Annotated in this window: 16 protein-coding genes; 6 read left to right on the top strand and 10 right to left on the bottom strand. The window is 65.0% G+C overall.

Features of this window, described 5'->3' with window-relative positions:
* Nucleotides 1-25: 25 nt before the first annotated feature.
* The gene (locus HMPREF2993_RS09900) at nucleotides 26-436 is read right to left on the bottom strand and encodes a hypothetical protein (RefSeq protein WP_070702167.1); all 411 of its coding nucleotides are present in this window, start codon (nucleotides 434-436) and stop codon (nucleotides 26-28) included.
* 59 nt (nucleotides 437-495) lie between these two features.
* Between HMPREF2993_RS09900 and HMPREF2993_RS09895 the strand changes: the two genes are divergently transcribed.
* Both HMPREF2993_RS09895 and HMPREF2993_RS09890 read left to right on the top strand, forming a co-directional pair.
* A complete protein-coding gene (locus tag HMPREF2993_RS09895) occupies nucleotides 496-1,179 on the top strand; it encodes a hypothetical protein (RefSeq protein ID WP_070702165.1) in 684 nt (227 codons plus the stop codon).
* Nucleotides 1,176-2,720, top strand: a complete 1,545-nt coding sequence (locus HMPREF2993_RS09890) for a DNA polymerase Y family protein (protein ID WP_070702163.1) — start codon at nucleotides 1,176-1,178, stop codon at nucleotides 2,718-2,720. The genes HMPREF2993_RS09895 and HMPREF2993_RS09890 overlap by 4 nt, the downstream gene beginning before the upstream one ends.
* A gap of 5 nt (nucleotides 2,721-2,725) precedes the next feature.
* Here HMPREF2993_RS09890 and HMPREF2993_RS09885 read toward each other — a convergent pair whose 3' ends face one another.
* On the bottom strand, nucleotides 2,726-3,379 hold the full coding sequence (locus HMPREF2993_RS09885; protein WP_083318722.1) for an AMIN-like domain-containing (lipo)protein: 654 nt from the start codon (nucleotides 3,377-3,379) through the stop codon (nucleotides 2,726-2,728).
* 98 nt (nucleotides 3,380-3,477) lie between these two features.
* Here HMPREF2993_RS09885 and HMPREF2993_RS09880 point away from each other — a divergent pair, with 98 nt between their 5' ends.
* The gene (locus HMPREF2993_RS09880; RefSeq protein WP_070702159.1) at nucleotides 3,478-4,344 is read left to right on the top strand and encodes a sucrase ferredoxin; all 867 of its coding nucleotides are present in this window, start codon (nucleotides 3,478-3,480) and stop codon (nucleotides 4,342-4,344) included.
* Nucleotides 4,345-4,362: 18 nt separating this feature from the next.
* On the opposite strand, the gene HMPREF2993_RS09875 is transcribed toward HMPREF2993_RS09880, so the two are convergent.
* From HMPREF2993_RS09875 to HMPREF2993_RS09865, 3 genes are read right to left on the bottom strand one after another with little or no spacing between them, the layout of a single operon-like run.
* Entirely contained in the window at nucleotides 4,363-5,043 is a 681-nt protein-coding gene (locus HMPREF2993_RS09875; RefSeq protein ID WP_070702157.1) for a methionine ABC transporter permease, read from the bottom strand.
* Complete coding sequence (locus HMPREF2993_RS09870; RefSeq protein ID WP_371325907.1) at nucleotides 5,040-6,179, bottom strand: methionine ABC transporter ATP-binding protein; 1,140 nt, start codon at nucleotides 6,177-6,179, stop codon at nucleotides 5,040-5,042. Before HMPREF2993_RS09870 ends, HMPREF2993_RS09875 begins: the two co-directional genes overlap by 4 nt.
* Before the next feature lie 16 nt (nucleotides 6,180-6,195).
* A complete protein-coding gene (locus HMPREF2993_RS09865) occupies nucleotides 6,196-7,086 on the bottom strand; it encodes a MetQ/NlpA family ABC transporter substrate-binding protein (protein WP_070702153.1) in 891 nt (296 codons plus the stop codon).
* Between the two features lie 164 nt (nucleotides 7,087-7,250).
* On the opposite strand from HMPREF2993_RS09865, the gene HMPREF2993_RS09860 reads away from it, so the two are divergent.
* Nucleotides 7,251-10,388, top strand: a complete 3,138-nt coding sequence (locus HMPREF2993_RS09860) for an error-prone DNA polymerase (protein WP_070702151.1) — start codon at nucleotides 7,251-7,253, stop codon at nucleotides 10,386-10,388.
* A gap of 5 nt (nucleotides 10,389-10,393) precedes the next feature.
* On the opposite strand, the gene HMPREF2993_RS09855 is transcribed toward HMPREF2993_RS09860, so the two are convergent.
* The gene (locus HMPREF2993_RS09855) at nucleotides 10,394-10,864 is read right to left on the bottom strand and encodes a hypothetical protein (RefSeq protein WP_049157075.1); all 471 of its coding nucleotides are present in this window, start codon (nucleotides 10,862-10,864) and stop codon (nucleotides 10,394-10,396) included.
* A 7-nt stretch (nucleotides 10,865-10,871) separates the two neighbouring features.
* The gene (locus tag HMPREF2993_RS09850; protein WP_039673876.1) at nucleotides 10,872-11,132 is read right to left on the bottom strand and encodes a helix-turn-helix transcriptional regulator; all 261 of its coding nucleotides are present in this window, start codon (nucleotides 11,130-11,132) and stop codon (nucleotides 10,872-10,874) included.
* 58 nt (nucleotides 11,133-11,190) lie between these two features.
* On the opposite strand from HMPREF2993_RS09850, the gene HMPREF2993_RS09845 reads away from it, so the two are divergent.
* Together HMPREF2993_RS09845 and HMPREF2993_RS09840 are read left to right on the top strand one after the other, a co-directional pair.
* On the top strand, nucleotides 11,191-11,640 hold the full coding sequence (locus tag HMPREF2993_RS09845) for a PH domain-containing protein (RefSeq protein ID WP_070702149.1): 450 nt from the start codon (nucleotides 11,191-11,193) through the stop codon (nucleotides 11,638-11,640).
* Nucleotides 11,637-13,121, top strand: coding sequence for a PH domain-containing protein (locus tag HMPREF2993_RS09840; RefSeq protein WP_246819852.1), 1,485 nt, complete (start codon nucleotides 11,637-11,639; stop codon nucleotides 13,119-13,121). The genes HMPREF2993_RS09845 and HMPREF2993_RS09840 overlap by 4 nt, the downstream gene beginning before the upstream one ends.
* A 240-nt stretch (nucleotides 13,122-13,361) precedes the next feature.
* Here the strand turns inward: HMPREF2993_RS09840 and feoB are convergent, their stop codons facing one another.
* From feoB to HMPREF2993_RS09820, 3 genes are all read right to left on the bottom strand, one after another.
* Entirely contained in the window at nucleotides 13,362-15,296 is a 1,935-nt protein-coding gene (gene feoB, locus HMPREF2993_RS09830) for a ferrous iron transport protein B (protein ID WP_070702147.1), read from the bottom strand.
* A 3-nt stretch (nucleotides 15,297-15,299) separates the two neighbouring features.
* On the bottom strand, nucleotides 15,300-15,548 hold the full coding sequence (locus tag HMPREF2993_RS09825; protein ID WP_046648388.1) for a FeoA family protein: 249 nt from the start codon (nucleotides 15,546-15,548) through the stop codon (nucleotides 15,300-15,302).
* A gap of 138 nt (nucleotides 15,549-15,686) precedes the next feature.
* Nucleotides 15,687-17,558 (bottom strand): pyruvate kinase, encoded by a 1,872-nt coding sequence (locus HMPREF2993_RS09820; RefSeq protein ID WP_070702144.1) that lies wholly within the window; start codon nucleotides 17,556-17,558, stop codon nucleotides 15,687-15,689.
* Between the last annotated feature and the right edge of the window lie 28 nt (nucleotides 17,559-17,586).

The raw sequence follows: 17,586 nt of genomic DNA, 5'->3' as shown, positions 1-17,586 counted from the left end.
ACAGCCTGGCCTAGGCGGGTTGGGTTTAGGCAGGGGGTGCGTAGGCGAGCTTGCGGGAGCCGTCGACGTGGGGGAAGAGGAGGAAGGCCGCGCCTGAAACGAGTACCCACACCAGTGCGCTGCCCCAGGCAGGCAGCGCGAGGAGTGGGGAGAACATGACCATCAACCACAGCGCCATAAGCGGGATGAGCTGTGCCGCGTTGGGCAGCATGGTGACGTTGTGGCGCTGGGCATAATCACGCAGGTCCGCGCGGTAGGGGTGTAGGAGTACGAGCGTGCAGGCGGCGAGGAGGAAGAGCAGGCTAAGCCCCATGGCGAGGCCGAAGTGGATGCGGCTGGTACCCACCGCCACGGCGGCGCCGGCCAAGGCAGATCCGCCGAGTCGCACCCACAGCGGGGTGGGGATTGGGGTGGTGTGCGCGCGGAGGGGATTCATGGCGCCTAACGCTACCAGCGCAATTGCGCGCGTCCGGAGAGAGGTTCATAATAGGAGCCATGAATCAAACAGGTGTTCGTGTGGTGGGCGGATCGCAGGCCGAGCAAATTGCGGTCCTGCGCGCCCAGATTCAACGCCTGGAAACCCCGGATGTTGCCGCGCAGGTGCAGCCGGAGGTGGAGCTTCTCGGCGTCCCCGAAGGGCTATCTGAGCTGCTCCCGGGCGGTGGCCTTCCCCGCAAGCGGGCAACCGTCTGTGCGGAATGTGCCGCTCTCGTGGTGGAGCTGATATCCCATGTTAGCGCGGCGGGCGGACACGTTGCGGTGGTGGGCTGGCCCGATCTCTCACTCGCACAGGTGGTTGAGGATGGAGATATCTCCCGGGTCATCGCGGTGCCCGAACCGGGCGCGGAGCCCTGGGCGGTGACCGGCGTGCTGTGTGAGGGACTGGACCTGGTGGTGCACAAAGGCACAGGCGAGCTGAGCCCCACCCGGGCGCGCCCCGTGCTGGCGAAAGTGCGGGCAGGGCAGGCGGCCCTGCTTACCGTGGGGACCCGGCTGCCGGGCACGGCTGTGGAGATAGGTGCGGAGGTCGTTGCGGTACATGGTTTGGGCCGGGGCAGCGGGCGGATTCGGGGGGTTGATATAGGGGTGCGGGTGGCGTCGGCAAGCATGCGCCCGCGCCGTGGAGTGCTCACGTGCGGGCAGCGGCCGGACGCGCGCCCGCACTTGGAGGTCGTGTGAGGGTCGCGGCGCTGTGGTTCCCGGATTGGCCTATCCAGGCGCTGCAGGACGCTGACAGGGCAGCGTGCGTTATTGCTGCTCAGCACCGCGTGGCGGTCTGCAACGCAGCAGCGCGCCGGGCAGGGGTGCGCCGCGGGATGCGGGTGCGCCAAGCCCAAGCTCTCCTACCGGAGCTGCGCGTGGAGGAGGCCAACCCGGACCGAGACGGCGTGGTCTTCGCGGAGATCGCCGCGGGGCTGGATGCGGTGGCCTCCTCGGTGGAGGTGCTGCGTCCGGGCTTGGTCATTGTGGATGCGGGCGCGGCCGGGCGTTTCCACGGCAGTGAGGCGAAGGCGGTAGAGATGCTTGTCGACGCCACCTCCAGATCCCGCCTCGACGCCACCGTCGGCGTCGCCGATGAGATCGCCACCGCGCTGATTGCCGCGCGCCACCACAACCTGGGCGCGGTAGTCCCGGCAGGCGGCTCGCGCGACTTTCTGGCTCAGCAGCCGGTGGGAGTATTGGCCGCGGAAGTGGCGCTGGGGTGTGCGGCGGACGTGGTGCATGCCTTGGAGCAGCTGGGCGTGCGCACGTTAGGGGAGCTGGCGAGTTTGCCGCTGCGCCAAGTCACCACCCGTTTCGGCGAGGCTGGACGGCGGTGCCACGCGGTGGCCGCGGCCGCACCGGATCGGCGCGTGGCGCCGGAGCTTGCACGCCCGGACCTGGGCGTGGAGCAGGGCTTCGAAGAACCCTTAGAGCGCGTAGACGCCGCGGCCTTTGCTGCGCGCCAGCTCGCGGCGCGCCTGCATGTGGTGCTCGATGAGGCCGGCGTGGTGTGTCTGCGGCTGCGCGTTGCTGCGGAGTTCGAGGGCGGCGAGCGTTTGGAGCGGATCTGGCGTACCCAGGAAGCGCTCAGCGAGGCCGCTACAGCAGACCGCGTGCGCTGGCAGCTCGATGGCTGGCTGAGTGCTGCGCGGGCGGGAAGTGCGCCGGGTGAGGGAGGGGGCGTCGTCAAGCTGGCGTTGGAGCCGGTGGAGGTCGCCCCGCCGGGGGATGGGCTCCTGTGGGGCGCAGGCGAATCCGCGGAGCAGGCCAAGCGCGTTATCGCGCGGGTGCAATCCCAGCTGGGGGTGGACCGCGTGCTGCAGCCCCGCCCAGCGGGCGGGCGTGGGGTGGCCGAGCGCATCGAGTACGTCCCCTATGGCGAGCAGCGCGATCCGCAGCCGGAGGGCACCTGGCCGGGGCGCATCCCGGCGCCGCTCCCGGCGAGCCTGGCGCACCCGGCCGCGCGGATTCGGCTTATCGACGTCTCCTCGAAGGACGTCATCGTCACCGCCGAGGCCCTCCTTTCCGGGGAGCCGGCGGGTCTGGGATGGGGGTGCCACCGCTACCGGGTGACCGGTTGGGCCGGCCCGTGGCCCGTAGACACCGGGTGGTGGGAAGCAGGCGCGGCGCAGCGCTGCGCGCGTCTGCAAGTCGTCGGAGAAAACGAGAAAGGCCAGCGCGCCTGGCTCCTCGTGTGGGCAGGCGGGCGCTGGTCTGTGGAGGCAACCTATGCCTGAACTGTTTAGTTCAGGATGTCGATAACCAGGCGCGTCGGTGCCTTGAGCACCTGAACCGAGTACGGGTGGCGTTCATTAAGCCCGATAACGAACTGCGAGCGAGCCTCGAAGGTACCGCCGCTGACCACCTGGGTTACCAGCCCGCCGGCGCCGTTTACGGTGCCGATATTCGGGTCTTCCATATCGAGCTGGAAGGGATAAGCAGTGCCGTCGATGCTGACGTCGAGCGCGGTGGAACCCTTGAAAGGAATCGGGTTGCCGGAGCCCTGCTGGGCGGGGGCATCGGTGTAATCAATGAACCAGCCCGGTGAACCGTTCCCGACGAATTCGAAGACCACGCGGTCAAAACCTTCATGCTTGCCCACGCGGACATCGGTCACCACCAGCTCCGAGGGGGCCGGTGGGCGGAGGGTTTTCATCTCCATGTTGGCGTCGCCCAGCGGGGTCAGCCCAGCCGGTGCGGCGGGGGAGGGGGCAGCAGGAGTGACTGTGGCAGTGGAGGTGGAGGCGCCGGACAAGGTAGCGTCGAGAGTCCTCGTGGGGCCGTCGGTACCGCCGTCCGAGGAGGAAGACGGAGCGCATCCCTGAAGCACGAGCGCACCCGAGACAACGAGTGCGGCCACGGGGGCGGCTGTGCGCAAGAGATTGTGTTTCGGCATAACTCCGAGGGTAGCGGTACCGCGAGACATTCTATGCATTGAAGTAAACATCGTAACCACATTGTTGTGAAAGGAGTGATGCCAGTTAAGATGGCGCCATGACCTTCTGCTCCGATGTCCAGGTCGAGCCCCTGGCTGGTACCGCTAAACAAGAATCTGTTTATGTCCTTTTTGAGTGGCCTACGGCCTGGTCTCGCGACGTGCTGGATAGTCGTACTTTTGGCCCAGGCCTCACCGAGAAGCTCAAGGCCAAGCTCAAAGGCGTGGCGGGCCTGCAGCTCATTCGCCGCCCCGGGCGCGCCGGGCACGAGCGGGGGACGGGGCACTTTCGCTGTTTCGTCGTGTGGGCACGCGAGGGGTTAGTGCAGGATTACGTCCTGAACGGCCCGGAGGACATCCTCGATCTGGATCTGGAGCACCCCACCGGCACGTGCCTGCCGCTGGTGCTCGTGTGCACCCACGCCAAGCGCGATGCCTGCTGCGCAATCAAGGGCCGCCCGCTTGCTGCCTCCCTGGCATGCGAATTTGAGGAGACCGTGTGGGAAACCTCCCACACCAAAGGCCATCGTTTCGCACCGTCGGTGCTGCTGATGCCCTGGGGATATTCCTTCGGTCGCCTCAACGTGGAAGCTGGCCGCGAACTCGTGGGCAAGGCGCTGCACGGCGAGTATTTCTATCCCGCTAACCGCGGTTCCGGCCTCACCACGCCCCAAGGGCAGGTGGCGGAGCTTGCGGTGGCGCGCCAGCTTCTCGACGCCTCCGAGACCCTCCACTACGGCGACCTCACCGTCGACGCGACAGATACCACAGCGGCAGGTACTGCCGCTGTGCGCCACCGCGATGGCCGCGCATGGGACGTAGAACTCGAAGAAAAAGAGGCCTCCGGCGTCGTCTCTTCTTGTGGAGACGAGCCGAAGACCTCTCGTTTCTATGCCGCGCGCCGCGTCGAAAAGCGCAGCGTATAGAGCACGGGGTCGGCGCGGTTAGCGGCGCATAATCTTGGCCGAGAGCCAGTTGCCAAAGAACTGCGCTGCCTGCACCAGCACGATGATGATAAGCGTAGCCACCACGGTGACCTCCCACTCGAAGGCGCGGTAGCCGTAGACGATGGCGAAGTCACCCAAGCCACCGCCGCCGACGTAGCCGGCCATCGCGGACATGTCGACGATGCCGATGAACAGGAAGGTGTAGCCCAGCACCAGCGGGCCCAGCGCCTCCGGAATGATGACCGTGGTGATGATCTTCCACGGCGAAGCGCCCATCGCGCGGGCTGCTTCAATCACGCCCGGGTCCAGCGCCACGAGATTCTGCTCCACGATGCGCGCCACCGCGAACGTGGCCGCAATAACCATGACGAACGTGGCCGGTTCACGGCCGATAGAGCTGCCTAGCACCGCCACCGTCAGCGGTTGGACAAAGGCCAGCAAGATAATGAACGGAATCGGGCGAACAAAGTTCACCAGGATGTTGATGATGAAGTAGATGGGCTTGTTCTGCAGGATGCCGCCCGGGCGGGTGGTGTAGAGCAGGATGCCGAGAACCAAGCCGATGATGCCGGCGACCACCAGGGTGGTGGCGACCATGATGAGGGTGTCCTTGATGGCGTCGACAAGCGTGCTGCCCAGTCGGTCCCAATTGGCCTGCGCGAGGTAGGTGACGTTCATCGTTGGATCTCCTCAATATCGGTGGTGCGTTGCATGTGTGCGTAGAAATCTTCGATGGCCGCATCCGGGCCGTTGAGGCGCACGGTGATCTTGCCGAAGGAATGCTTCTGCAAGGTGGTGATGCCGCCGTGGACCACGGCGATGGACACGCCTTGGTCCGCGAGCTTGCCGGCGGCGTCGAAGAAGCCCGACTTTTCCGTCAAGTTGATGGTGAACAGGCGGCCCTCGTGGGCCAGCAGGTCATCGGCCTCAACGACGTCCGGGGTGTTGCGCAGCGAGGTGGCCACGAACTTCTCCGCCACCTTGGTCTGCGGATTGGAAAAGACCTCATAGACGCTGCCGGCCTCAATGACGCGGCCGTTTTCCATGACGGCCACCTTGTCGGCGATGGAGCGCACGACGTCCATCTCGTGGGTAATGACCACGATGGTGATGCCGAGGTCGCGGTTGACCTTGCGCAGCAGGTCGAGCACCTCGTGGGTAGTGGTGGGGTCCAGCGCCGAGGTGGCCTCATCCGCCAGCAGCAGGGAAGGGTTGTTGGCCAGGGCGCGGGCGATGCCGACGCGCTGCTTCTGGCCGCCGGAGAGCTGCTCCGGGTAGTTATCGCCCTTGTCCGCCAAGCCGACGAATTCCAGCAGTTCCTGGACGCGCTTTTTACGCTCCTGCTTGTCGACGCCCTGCAGCTTCAGCGGGTACTCAATATTGCCCGCCGCGGTGCGCGAGGACATGAGGTTGAACTGCTGGAAGATCATGCCGATGTTGCGGCGGATGCCGCGCAGCTTGGATTCGGGGAGGGGGACGACATCGGTGCCGTCGAGAAGCAGCTGCCCCGAGGTCGGCTTATCCAGACCGTTGATCATGCGCACCAGCGTGGACTTACCCGCGCCGGAGAAACCGATGATGCCGATGATTTCGCCGGGCTCGACGGTCAGGGAGACATCATCAAGCGCTTTCGTGGTGGTTTTCTTGTTTTTAAAGACTTTGGTGATGTTGCGGAATTCAATCCGGGTGCCCCGGTGGGCGCCTTGTTGTTCAGTCACGTGGGTTTCCTTTGTACGTGTCCGTGTAGTGAGTGAGGAGGGAGTAACGGGCAAAATCCCCCGGGTCACGCAATCAAGCGTGAGCGCGGGGGACATGTGGATTACGCGGGGCTTAGACCTGCTCTTCGAGGCGGTCCAGGATTTCCTGGAGCTCTTCCTGGGAGCGGTCGACGGCCACGGCGGTGTCGCCGGAGGACTTCAGGACGGCCTCGGTGACCTTCGGGTCCTTCCACAGCTTGGCCAGCTCGTGAAGGGCCTCGTTGTCGGCGTCGTCGGCGCGCACGGCCCAGACGTTGATGTAGGGCTCAGCCTCGGCGGAGTCTGGGTCGTCCTGAGCGACGGCGGACTCCGGGTCAATGCCGGCGCGCTCGAGGAAGGAGTTGTTGATGACAGCCGGCTTGCCCTCGCCGTAGGCGGCCGGGGTCTGGGCAGCATCTACCGGGGTGACCTTAACCTTGGACTTGTCCTCATCGATGTCTAGCGGGGTGGGGGTCAGCGGGCTGTTCTCCTTGAGAGTGACCAGGCCTTCCTGAACCAGCAGGCCGATGGCGCGGCCCTGGTTAGTGGAGTCGTTCGGGATGGCGACTTCCTGGCCCTCGATGCCAGCGAGATCCTTGTGGTCCTTCCAGTAGATGGCCAGCGGGTAGATCTCGGTGGAGGCCAGCGGGACCAGATCGGTGCCGTTGCCCTTGTTGTACTCAGCCAGGAACTTCAGGTGCTGGAACTTGTTGGTGCTCAGCTGGCCCTGGTCCAGAGCCTGGTTCGGAGTGTTGTAGTCGGCGAAGTTCTCCAGCTTGACGTCGTAGCCGGCTTCCTTGGCCAGGTCCTGGAAGACGGCCCACTCTTCCATGTTGGCGTCAGTGGTGCCGATGGTGATGGTGGAGTCCTTGGTGATGGCCTCGCCGGAATCCTTGGACTCAGCGGAGTCCGAGGAGCAAGCAACCAGGCCGGTTGCGGCGATGACGGCTGCCGAGGTGGCAGCAAGTACGCGACGGATGCTCATGGTGGGTTCCTAGTGTCCCTTCTTGGTTGTGCGGCAAGTCGTGTCACCGCAGGATTTGTGCGCTGCACGAAAAACTAGCAACGATTGAACCGCTTTGTCTATTCGGAGAATTGTTCAACGAAAACCTTGACTGGAACCTGTGTTCGAATATAGTGTGTGGGGCTATGAGATTCAATGGGGGTGAGGCGCTGCCGTGGTCCCGGGTGGAGAGGATTCTCTCTGGTCGCCCGGGGCCCGTCCCGGTCTCGGTGGACCACCTACCGCAGGCCACGGACGCGCCGAAGGTGGGGCATTCCGCCGTGCCTTTCGCCGAGCTGCATGCGGTGAGCTCCTATAGCTTTCTGTGTGGCGCTTCCGAGCCGGAGGGGCTCGTGGCGCGCGCCGTCGAACTGGGCCTGCGGGGGATTGCGCTGGTAGATCGGGATGGATTCTATGGTCTTATGAAGTTTGCGGAGGCCGCCGCCAAAGTTGGCCTGCCTGCGGTCTTCGGGGCGGAGCTCAGTCTCGACCCAGCCCCGCTGACCGTCCTGGCGCGCACCCCGGAGGGCTATAGGCGTCTATCTCGGCTTATCTCCCGCGCTCACATGGAGGCGGGGGAGAAGGGGGCTGTATCCTATCCTTCTTTGGCGGAGATTGGTGCGCAGCTGCAGGACGAGTGCCTCTTCCTGGTGGGCTGGGAATGGGTAGAGCATTTCGATCTTTTGGTCGAGGGAATAAAAATAGACAGCATGGTTCTGGAGTATGCATGTACCCAGCTCCCGGAGGACGCGGACCACCACCTACTGTTGGATTCCTTGCCGGTTTCGCGCGCCATTGCCACTGCGCGCCCGGCTGCCGCCACGCGTGAACACGCGCGGTTGGCTGGAGCCAAACAAGCCCTGTCCAGACGCCTCGCGCTTGCCGACGCCTCCCCCAGCTCCCACCCCATGGGCTCGTCCTGGCTGCGCTCCGGGGAACAAATGGCGCGCCTGCTGCCTGAGCGCCCCGAGCTCATTGCCGAAACCGTCCGCGTCCTCGAGGACTGCAGCTTCACGTGGGAGGCGCTGGCCCCGAACCTGCCTGATTTCGACGTGCCGGAAGGCTATACCGAGATGTCCTGGCTGGAGCACCTTACCTTTGAGCGCGCTGCCGAACGTTATGCCACGCGCCCAGAGGAGATTCGGGAGCGGGCGTGGGAGCAGATGCGGTATGAGCTGGGTGTCGTCAAGCAGCTGGGCTTTCCCGGCTACTTCCTCATCGTGTGTGACCTCGTGGACTTTTGTAAACGGGAGAACATCCTGTGCCAGGGGCGCGGATCGGCGGCGAATTCGGCGGTGTGCTTCGCGCTGGGGATTACGAATGCGGAGCCGATTTCCGCGGGCCTGCTCTTTGAGCGCTTCCTATCCCCGGACCGTGATGGCCCGCCGGATATTGACATCGATATTGAATCGGGGCGGCGCGAGGAAGTTATTCAGTACGTCTATGCCAAGCACGGCCGCGAGCGCGCCGCGCAGGTGGCGAACGTGATTACGTATCGGCGCAAAGGTGCGCTGCGGGATGCGGCCCGTGCGTTGGGCTATCCGCAGGGTTCGGCCGATGCCTGGTCGAAGGGCATTGCGCTCGCGCCTTCGGACGTTGAATGCTTGGCCGAGCAGTTTCTGGGTCAGCCGCGCCACCTGGGCATTCACTCCGGCGGCATGGTGCTGTGTGACCGGCCAATTGCGGATGTCGTGCCCGTGGAGTGGGCGCGCATGGAGAATCGTTCGGTGCTGCAATGGGATAAGGATGATTGTGCGGCCGCCGGGCTGGTGAAGTTCGACCTGCTGGGCCTGGGCATGCTCGAAGCCCTGCACCACATGATGGACTTGGTGGAGGAGAGCACCGGCCGGGTGGTCAACCTGTGGGAGCTGGACCTGGCTGACCCGGAAGTCTATGACATGCTCTGCCGCGCGGACGCGGTGGGCGTGTTCCAGGTGGAATCGCGCGCGCAGCTGAGCACGCTGCCGAGGCTCAAACCGCGGGTCTTCTTCGACCTCGTGGTGGAGGTCGCGCTCATCCGTCCAGGCCCCATTCAGGGCGGGTCGGTGCATCCTTACCTGCGCCGCCGCGATGGCAAGGAGCCGGTGACCTATGACCACCCGGTGCTGGAGAAGTCCCTGGGCAAGACACTGGGGATTCCGCTCTTTCAGGAGCAGCTCATGCAGATTGCGGTTGATGCCGCCGGGTTCAGCGGCGCGGAGGCGGATGACCTGCGGCGCGCGATGGGCTCGAAGCGCTCGCCGGCCAAGATGGCAGCGCTCAAGCAGCGCTTTTATGAGGGCTTGGAGGAAACCAACGGGATCGTCGGGGAGGTGGCGGATAAGTTGTGGGCCAAGATTGTGGCCTTCGCTGCTTATGGCTTCCCGGAGTCCCACTCGCAGTCTTTTGCTTCCTTGGTGTACTTTTCGGCGTGGTTTAAGCGCTATTACCCGGCGCAGTTTTGCGTGGGCCTGCTGCGCGCGCAGCCGATGGGTTTCTACTCGCCGCAGTCGCTTATTCAGGATGCCCGCCGCCACGGGGTGGAGGTGCTGCCGGTCAGCGTCAACGAGTCGGGCCGCGAGGCGCGCGTGGTGGTGGGCTCGGACGGTCAGGCGCGTATCCGCTTGGGGCTTAACCTCATCAAGGGGTTGGGTGATAAGGCCGCCGATCGCATTGAAGCGGCCGCGCCGTTTGGCGACGTCCCCGATCTCTCCCGCCGCGCCGACCTCACCGTCGATCACGTGGAGGCCCTCGCCGTGGCGGGGGCCTTGGACGTCTTTGGGGTGGATCGCCGCCAGGCGCTGTGGCAGGCGGGCGTGGCCGCAACAGAACGGGCGGGGATGTTGCCAGGGCTTTCGGCGATTGAAGCGCCGTCTTTGCCGGGGATGAGCGCCTTTGAGCTCATGGCGGCGGATGTGGCGAGCACCGGCGTGACTCACAACCAGCAGCCGATGGAGCAGGTCCGCGGGGAATTGCAGGCCCGCGGCATCCTATCCGCGGCGGATTTGCCGGCAGTGGAGGATGGCACCCGCGTGCGCATCGCCGGGGTGGTCACGCACCGCCAGCGCCCGCAGACAGCGGGCGGGGTGGTCTTTTTTGGTTTGGAGGATGAGACCGGGTTGATGAACGTGATGGTCACGCCAGGCCTGTGGGCCCGGGATAAAGTCACCGCGCGAACAGCGCCCGCGCTCATCGTGCGCGGCATCGTGCAGAACGCCTCCGGCGCGGTCACCGTTGCCGCGGACCAGCTGGAGCCGCTGGCCTTCGGTGAGGCGCTCTCGCGCGGCTCGCGGGATTTCCGCTAAGCGGCTTATTCCTTAGAGATGAGCTCGTCGCGGTTCATCTTTCCGGCCAGGGAACGTGCCACGGAGAAGGGCACCCACACCATGAGTAGCAGGATGATTTTGAGGTAGAGCTGGGAGACGAATACGCCGTCCATGATGGGCATGGTTCGGGCACCCCAGGCGATAAGGCCAGTCACCGGAAGCAGGATGACGAGTGCTGCGAGGGAGAATTTGAGGCCGTCGTCGCGGGCTTCAAGGTGCTGCTGCATCTGATACTCATCCAGTTCTGTCCTGGGCAGGTCTGCGGCACCAATCGTTGTGCGGAGGCGAGCGGTCATCAACGCGCACAGCAAAGTTCCAAGGGCGGCCACCATGAGTGAGGTAAAGGCGCTCCAGAACTGCAGGGGGATGGATGCAATGATGAGGGCGGTGGACAGGTCGGTCAGGGTGATGTAGCGCTTGCGGGTCTTAACGGAATCGGGAATAGAGGCGGACATGTGTGGTTTAGTCCTTTCGGTAGATTTCGGAGGACATGGGGGTGAATTCGGTCCGGGAGAACACGGCTTCCACGGGTAGATTGAAAACTTCGCAGATGTTGAAGGCGAGGTCCAAGCTGGGGGAGTGGTCGCCGCGCTCGAGAGCGCCGATGGTTTGGGGGTTGACCCCGATGGCGTCGGCAAGCTGTGCGCGCGTCATGTCCCGTTCAACGCGGAGCACGCGGACCCGGTTAAATAGTGGGCGGGTTGGCTTTTTCTTTGGGGACATGCACCACAGTGTTGTATAAACCCAACGACTTGTCAAGGGTTCGTGTTAAAGTGGCGGCATGAATACCGTATCCCCGTCACTCACTAAAGCCCGCTACATTTCGCGCTTGAGCTGGGACGTCATCCTCGCCGCCCTGGCGGCCGCGGCGGCATATTTCTGGTGGGACTGGCTCTATTGGGTCGCCGGAGCGCTCGTTGTGTGGGCGCTCTATCAGCTCTGGCTCATCCCCGCGCAGGTCAAAAACCTAGGCTGGCAGGAAACCGCCGACGAATTGCTCGTCACCCGCGGCAAAATCTGGCACACTTTCACCGTCGTGCCCTATGGCCGCATCCAATTCGTCGACGTTACGGCCGGCCCCATCGAGCGCGCGATGGGGCTGAAGAAGGTGAAGTTGCACACGGCGTCGCCCAGCAGCGACGCCACCATCCCCGGCCTGCCTGCCGCGGACGCCGATGCCCTGCGCGAGCGCCTCGCCGTCAAGGCTCGCGAGAGGATGAGTGGGCTGTGAAGGACCGCGCGCTTATCGACGCCGACGGCTACATTCGCGTCCACCGCCTCACCCCGCTGCTGCGCTTTTGGTCGCTGATTTTAGCGCTGGTGGCCATTTTTGCGGTGAACATCAACGCCGCCATGATTTCGGACGTGGTGTCTTACCTGCAGAGCGGCAACCTCGGCGAGGTCGGCCGCGGTACCCTGCTGGGTATCGGCGCCTTCGTGCTGGTGTGCGCAGTGATTTGGCTGGTCTCCGGAATCTGGTGGCGCAAGCTGGGCTACAAGCTCACCGAGGATGAAATCGCGCTGCGCCACGGCGTCATCTCCACGTCCTTCCGCTCCGCGCGCTATGAGCGCATCCAGGCGGTGGACGTCGTGGAATCCATCATCGCGCGCTTGTTGGGTTTGGCCACGGTTCGGGTGGAGACCGCCGGCGGTACCTCGTCGGTGATCAAGATTGAGTACCTGCCCAAAGCGAAAGCAGAAGAGCTGCGCGCGGAGTTGCTGCGGCGCACGAATAAGAACCCTGCCAGTGAGCCGGCGCCGGAAGCGGAGGAAGCCGCCGCGCTGATCCCGGAGATTCCCATACTGCGCACGATTGCCGCTGAGGCGCTGCGCCTGCCCACGCTCCTCGCGGCCCTCGTTATTGGGGGCTTGCTCTTCATCCCGGGTATGTGGACCGCGCTGCTGCCCATCATCGTGGGCTTTGTTGGAAGCGTCTGGGGCTTGGTGGACTCTTCCTGGAAATTCACCGCGCTTCACGACGCCCCCACCAACGCCCTCAACGTCTCTTACGGTCTTGCCGACCGCCGCCGCCAAACCATCCGCATTAGCCGCATCCACGGCGTGCGGGTAAGCCAGCCCTTCTTATGGCGGCGCTTCGGCTGGTACGAGGTGCACGTCTCTGTAGCTGGTTATGGCGCGAAGGGCAGCGGTAAGCAGTCCGGTTCCACTCGCATCCTGCCGGTGGGTACCCGCGAGCAGGCGCTGGAGCTTTTAGAGCTCATCTCCGATCTGGATCGTGCGCAGATTGAGGATTTCGCGCGCCCCGAAGGGCACACCCAGCCCACTTATACCTCCCCGCGCCGGGCGACGTGGATCAGCCCCCTCGACCGCAAGCAGCAGTCGGTGACGCTCGTGGATTCCCCGCTTCCCGTGACCATCGTGCACCGCGGCCGCATTAACCGCCGCGTCATGGTGATTGGAACCCCGCACATCCAGGAGCTCACGCTGAAAGTGGGGCCGTTGGGGCACCTTGCGGGCGTGCGGACCGTGCGCTTCGACCTCGTGGCTGGCCCCGTGAAGATGGCTGGTCAAGACCTCACGCCTGCCGACGCCTCCGAGCTCCTCACCCGCCTGCGCTCCCGCCGCCTGCCTGCCATGGAGTCAGCGCTAAGTCCCATGGACTCATCCGTCAACATCTCACAGGTTGAGCCGCGGCAGAACCCACGTGAAGACTCCCGTGACAGCGCGGTTAGGGGCAGCGACGAAGCTTAAGCAGAACCGGCCCACGCGTGCTGCTGGGGCCGGCACACGCCGAGGCCGCCGAACAGGACCCGCATCCGCCCGCGGGGCAGGAGCCGAGTGGCTCCATATCGAGTACCCCGCTGGCGGTGAGGTGATCCAGGATGAGGTCCACCGTGCCGGGCTCCAGCCCGGTCTGTGCCGCGATGGCCGCCCGCGAGCGCACGCCGGATTCGATGGCTTCCTGCACGGCCTGGATGGGGGAGGCGGGCATTAGATAAACACCTTCAGAATCTGGAAGGCCGCTACAGCCAGCACCCACGCTGTGGCCAGCTGGACGCCGAAGCCGAAGAGCGTCCAGCGCCAGCCAATCTCTCGCCGCTGCGCGGCAATCGTGGCCACGCAGGGCGTGTAGGCCAGCAGGAAGAGCATGTAGGCCCACACCGCGGCGAGGGGATGACCGTCAGAAGCCTGCTCGAAGTCCGCGCGCACGTGATCGCTGAGCGCGCTATGGGATTGTTCCTCCGCGGAGGCGTCGGTGACATCCTCGACCGCGTAGGTCTGCGCCCACGTCGAAATCAGCGCCTCCTTGGCCACGAAACCAGTGACTAGCGGACCCGCCAAGGACCACGAGTCGAAGCCGGCCGGGGCAAAGGCTGGAGCGATGGCGTGCGCGACCGCCCCGTAGGCCGAATCCTCCGGCGCCGGCGGTTCTCCCCAGGAGGAGTCCTGGACCGCCGCACCCACCGGGATGGCCATGAGCAGCCACACCACGACCACGGTGCTCACGATGATGCCACCGGCCGTCTGCAAGAAGCCCTTCAAGCGCGTCCACATCACGCTCAGTGCTAGGCGCACGGTGGGCAGCTGGTACGTCGGCAAATCAATAACCAGTGCCTCTTCCGGAACCGCGCGCCACAGAGTCTTGCGCAGCACCAAACCCACGAGCACGAGCAGCGCGATGGAAATGACGTACATGATGAACACCACGCTGCCGGCATGATCTGGGAAAAACGTGGCCGAAAGCATGACGAAGACCACCAAGCGCGCCGAGCACGAGGTAAACGGAATGAGCAGCGCGGTCATGATGCGATGCCGCGGGCTGCCCAGCACGCGCGTGGCCGAGATCGCCGGCACGTTGCAGCCAAAGCCCACGACAATGGGGATGAAAGCCTTGCCCGGCAGACCGATGGCCCGCATGAGACGATCCGTGACCACCGCCGCGCGCGCCATGTAGCCGGAATCCTCCAACACCGCCAGGCACAAAAACATCAGCGCCATGAGCGGGGCGAAGGTGAGGACCATGCCGACGCCGCCGATGAGGCCGTCGACAAGCAAGCCCGTAACGAGGGGGTGGCCCAGGCCGATGGCCTCAAGCCCCGCCCGTGCCCAATCGCTCAAGGGTCCGGAGACTAACGCCTCCAGGCCATCCTGGAGGGGAGCGGCCACGGTGGTGGTGATCTGGAAGACCACCCACATCACGGCCAGAAACAGCAGCGGTCCCACCACCGGGTGGAGGGCCACCGCATCGAGGCGGTGGGACAGGGGTGTGGCGTGCTCGACCTCGCTCACCGAGGCCTTCGCCGCCGCATCCAACTCCGCGAAGCGGGCCTCCAAACCTGCGTCCTCGCGCAGCTGCACGGGCTCAGCCGCCAGAGAATCAACAACAACCTCTCGCAGCTTCTCGACGCCCTCCCGCTTACGCCCATCAACCACCACCACCGGGATGGAGGTGGATTCAGCGAGCGCAACGGGATCCACTGTTTGGCCCTGGTTGAGGGCCACGTCGGTCTTCGTCAGCGCGATGATGAGGCGGTAGGGCTGCTCCGCTAACTGGAGGGCCACGTTGAGGCCGCGCGCGACGGCGCTGGCATCGACGACCACGACGACGGCGTCGGGGCGCTCATCATCTGGGCAATCGATGAGCATGGCGCGGGTCAGCGCCTCATCGGGGCTGAGCGGGTCGAGTGAGTAGGTGCCGGGAAAATCGATGAGATCGGCGGTTGCGTCACCGATCTTCCACGCACCGCGGCTGACCTCAACCGTGGTTCCCGGCCAGTTGCCGGTCTGCGCCTTCGCGCCGGTCAGGGCGTTAAAGAGAGTGGACTTGCCAGAGTTGGGGGAGCCAACGAGCGCGATGATGGGCGCGCCAGCAGGGGCTACCGCGCCGCCCGGATCGCCGTGACAGCTGGGTTTCGTGGTGGACATGGCTTAGACCTCGATGGCCTGCAGTGTCGCCTTATCGATGGCGTAGCGGCAGCTGCCCACCGAGACAACACGCGCGCCACCGGCCACGCGCGGGCCCATGATTAGCGTGGCGCCGGGGCGGATTCCCAGCTCGCCGAGGCGCACCGCCAGTGCGGCGTCGCAGGTGCAGGAGATGCACTCGTCTCTCAGGGTGATGGTGCACCCCGTGGGGATAGCGTCGGCGGTTTGTCGTGGGCGCTCAGATAACTTCACGGTGAGCCCTCTTCCTTAAATAAGCACTACCGAATAAGCATTACCTTTATAGGTTACCCTTAGTAAACATAGGTCCGTCTAGGTTTTGAGGGCTATCTCTTAGGTGATCCTCACCACGCGGCGCAGGTACGCCGCGTATCAAGCGAGTGGATTGGTCCAGCTGCTGACCTGGCGCAGCCTCTGGCGATTCTTCAGCCGCGATTGGCCTAGCTTGCGGGACATGCGGTCCAGAATCTGGATGGCCTCCGTGATGTGCGGCCCCTTGTTGAGCATGACGCACTCCGCGCGCAGCGCATAGCCAGCGTCCGTGATTTCCGCGCGGGAGGGAAGCCCGGTCTTGGCCAGGGTCTCCAGAACCTGCGTGGCCATGATGACCGGGATGTGGGCCGCCTCCGCGACCTTCATGATGCGCCCCGGCACCTGGACCATCTCCTCGAATCCCAACTCCACGGCCAAGTCACCGCGCGCAATCATGATGCCGAACTTGGCGTGCCGCATCCCCTCCAGCAACACACTTCCCAGCTGCTCATAAGCCGGAACCGTCTCAATCTTGAGCACGATGCCTAGGTCACGCACGCGCTGCGCCATCTCCTCCGATTCCTGCTCGGCGGCAATCGCCTCAAGCGTGTCATAGAGGAAGGCCACATCAGCCGGCGTGCGGATGAAAGAAACCGCCGCGATATCGCAGTGCGTGGCCACAAAACGAAGTGCTTCGATGTCTTCCTCGGTGAGGCTGGGCAGCGGGACGTCGGTATCCGGCAGGTTGATTCCCTTATAGGCGGCCAGGTTGGTGCCGGTCGGTCCCGCATGCTCCACGGTGACGACGGCCTCGTGCGCCGCACCATTCTCCCGCACCTCGCGGACGCGGCCGGCGATGGCGCCATCATCGAAAATCACCCGGTGCCCCACTTTGAGCGCGCCAACCACCTCCGGCAGCGTGCACCCAATCGTGGTCACCTCGCCCTCGACGATGCGCGCCGGCTCCTGCGAAGTGCTCAGCACCAACTCCTCGCCGCGGTGCAGGCGAATCTTCTGCTCCAGTGCCGGAACCCCATGCACCTGCGTGGTGTCCCCGCCGTGGCTCAACACCGTTCCCTCGGCGAGGTAGCAGTTGCGATCACCGTGCAGCACCGCCACGCCTGCTTCCGCGCTCTCCACGGTGAACACACGCGAGCGCCCGCGCGCTTCCGTGAAGCGCACCTCGCTGCCGGGGTGCAGGCGGGCCAACCACTCGTCATCCACCTCCAGCGCTACCGCCGGGCGGGCCGCGCTTGGCGACGCCTCCCCCGCCACCCCGTGGGCGCGGGTAGAGGAGGGGGCGTCGTGAAGCACGAGCGTTGCTGGGCTCAGCAGCTCGCCCGCAGCGGTGCGCTCGCCGCGCACGCGAATGACCTGCGGACCCGGCTCGATGCTGCCGGTGCGGACCTTGGGGCCAGCAATATCGCAGGAAATCAGAATCTCGCGCCCCACCTCTTCAGCGGCGCGGTGGACGTGCTCCACCATCTTTGTCCACGCCGCCTGGTCATCGTGCGCACAGTTGATGCGGGCTAACTCCATGCCCGCGCGGGCGAAACCGAGGACCAGTTCATAATCCTCCGCAGCCTCAGCAGGAAGAGTCACCATGATGCGCGCGTGCGTGTCCTCCTGGGTAGGGCCGAGGAGGGCTTCGGTGTTGGCGTCGAGGATATCGTCCGCGTCCGCATAAGCCGTGGCGATGGGCTGCACGGAGTAGGTTGGCGCGTGGCCATCGAAGGCGTCGAGCACGTTGCGCGCGGCGTGGAGGCGCTCCAGCACCGCGGGCTCCGGGTGGCTGAGGCTCGTGGCGCCCAACGCAGTGAGGCCTTCCTGGAGTTCGACGGCGTCCTGGGAGCGCAATTCCATGTAGCGCACGAGGTTGACCGCGCCGGGGCGGTGGATGGGATCCACGCGCGCGATCTGCGTGGCGTGGGCGGCAGACGAAGCTTCGACGCGGGTGATGAGGGAATCAAGCAGTGGGCGCAGGCTAGGCAAGGTGTCTCCTTCGGTGTGAAAGTTCACC

This window comes from Corynebacterium sp. HMSC068G04 (assembly GCF_001814885.1).
GTDB lineage: Bacteria > Actinomycetota > Actinomycetes > Mycobacteriales > Mycobacteriaceae > Corynebacterium > Corynebacterium hiratae.
Note: the sequence above shows the minus strand (reverse complement) of the source record. Positions and strands in the feature narration are given on the sequence as shown.

Excerpts from the sequence above, each read along its gene's own strand:
- HMPREF2993_RS09870 (WP_371325907.1), bottom strand. The coding sequence starts at position 6,179 with ATGTCCCCCGCGCTCACGCTTGATTGCGTGACCCGGGGGATTTTGCCC.
- HMPREF2993_RS09875 (WP_070702157.1), bottom strand. The coding sequence starts at position 5,043 with ATGAACGTCACCTACCTCGCGCAGGCCAATTGGGACCGACTGGGCAGC.
- HMPREF2993_RS09855 (WP_049157075.1), bottom strand. The coding sequence starts at position 10,864 with ATGTCCGCCTCTATTCCCGATTCCGTTAAGACCCGCAAGCGCTACATC.
- HMPREF2993_RS09900 (WP_070702167.1), bottom strand. The coding sequence starts at position 436 with ATGAATCCCCTCCGCGCGCACACCACCCCAATCCCCACCCCGCTGTGG.
- HMPREF2993_RS09880 (WP_070702159.1), top strand. The coding sequence starts at position 3,478 with ATGACCTTCTGCTCCGATGTCCAGGTCGAGCCCCTGGCTGGTACCGCT.
- HMPREF2993_RS09885 (WP_083318722.1), bottom strand. The coding sequence starts at position 3,379 with ATGCCGAAACACAATCTCTTGCGCACAGCCGCCCCCGTGGCCGCACTC.
- HMPREF2993_RS09850 (WP_039673876.1), bottom strand. The coding sequence starts at position 11,132 with ATGTCCCCAAAGAAAAAGCCAACCCGCCCACTATTTAACCGGGTCCGC.
- HMPREF2993_RS09865 (WP_070702153.1), bottom strand. The coding sequence starts at position 7,086 with ATGAGCATCCGTCGCGTACTTGCTGCCACCTCGGCAGCCGTCATCGCC.
- HMPREF2993_RS09860 (WP_070702151.1), top strand. The coding sequence starts at position 7,251 with ATGAGATTCAATGGGGGTGAGGCGCTGCCGTGGTCCCGGGTGGAGAGG.
- HMPREF2993_RS09845 (WP_070702149.1), top strand. The coding sequence starts at position 11,191 with ATGAATACCGTATCCCCGTCACTCACTAAAGCCCGCTACATTTCGCGC.
- HMPREF2993_RS09895 (WP_070702165.1), top strand. The coding sequence starts at position 496 with ATGAATCAAACAGGTGTTCGTGTGGTGGGCGGATCGCAGGCCGAGCAA.
- feoB (WP_070702147.1), bottom strand. The coding sequence starts at position 15,296 with ATGTCCACCACGAAACCCAGCTGTCACGGCGATCCGGGCGGCGCGGTA.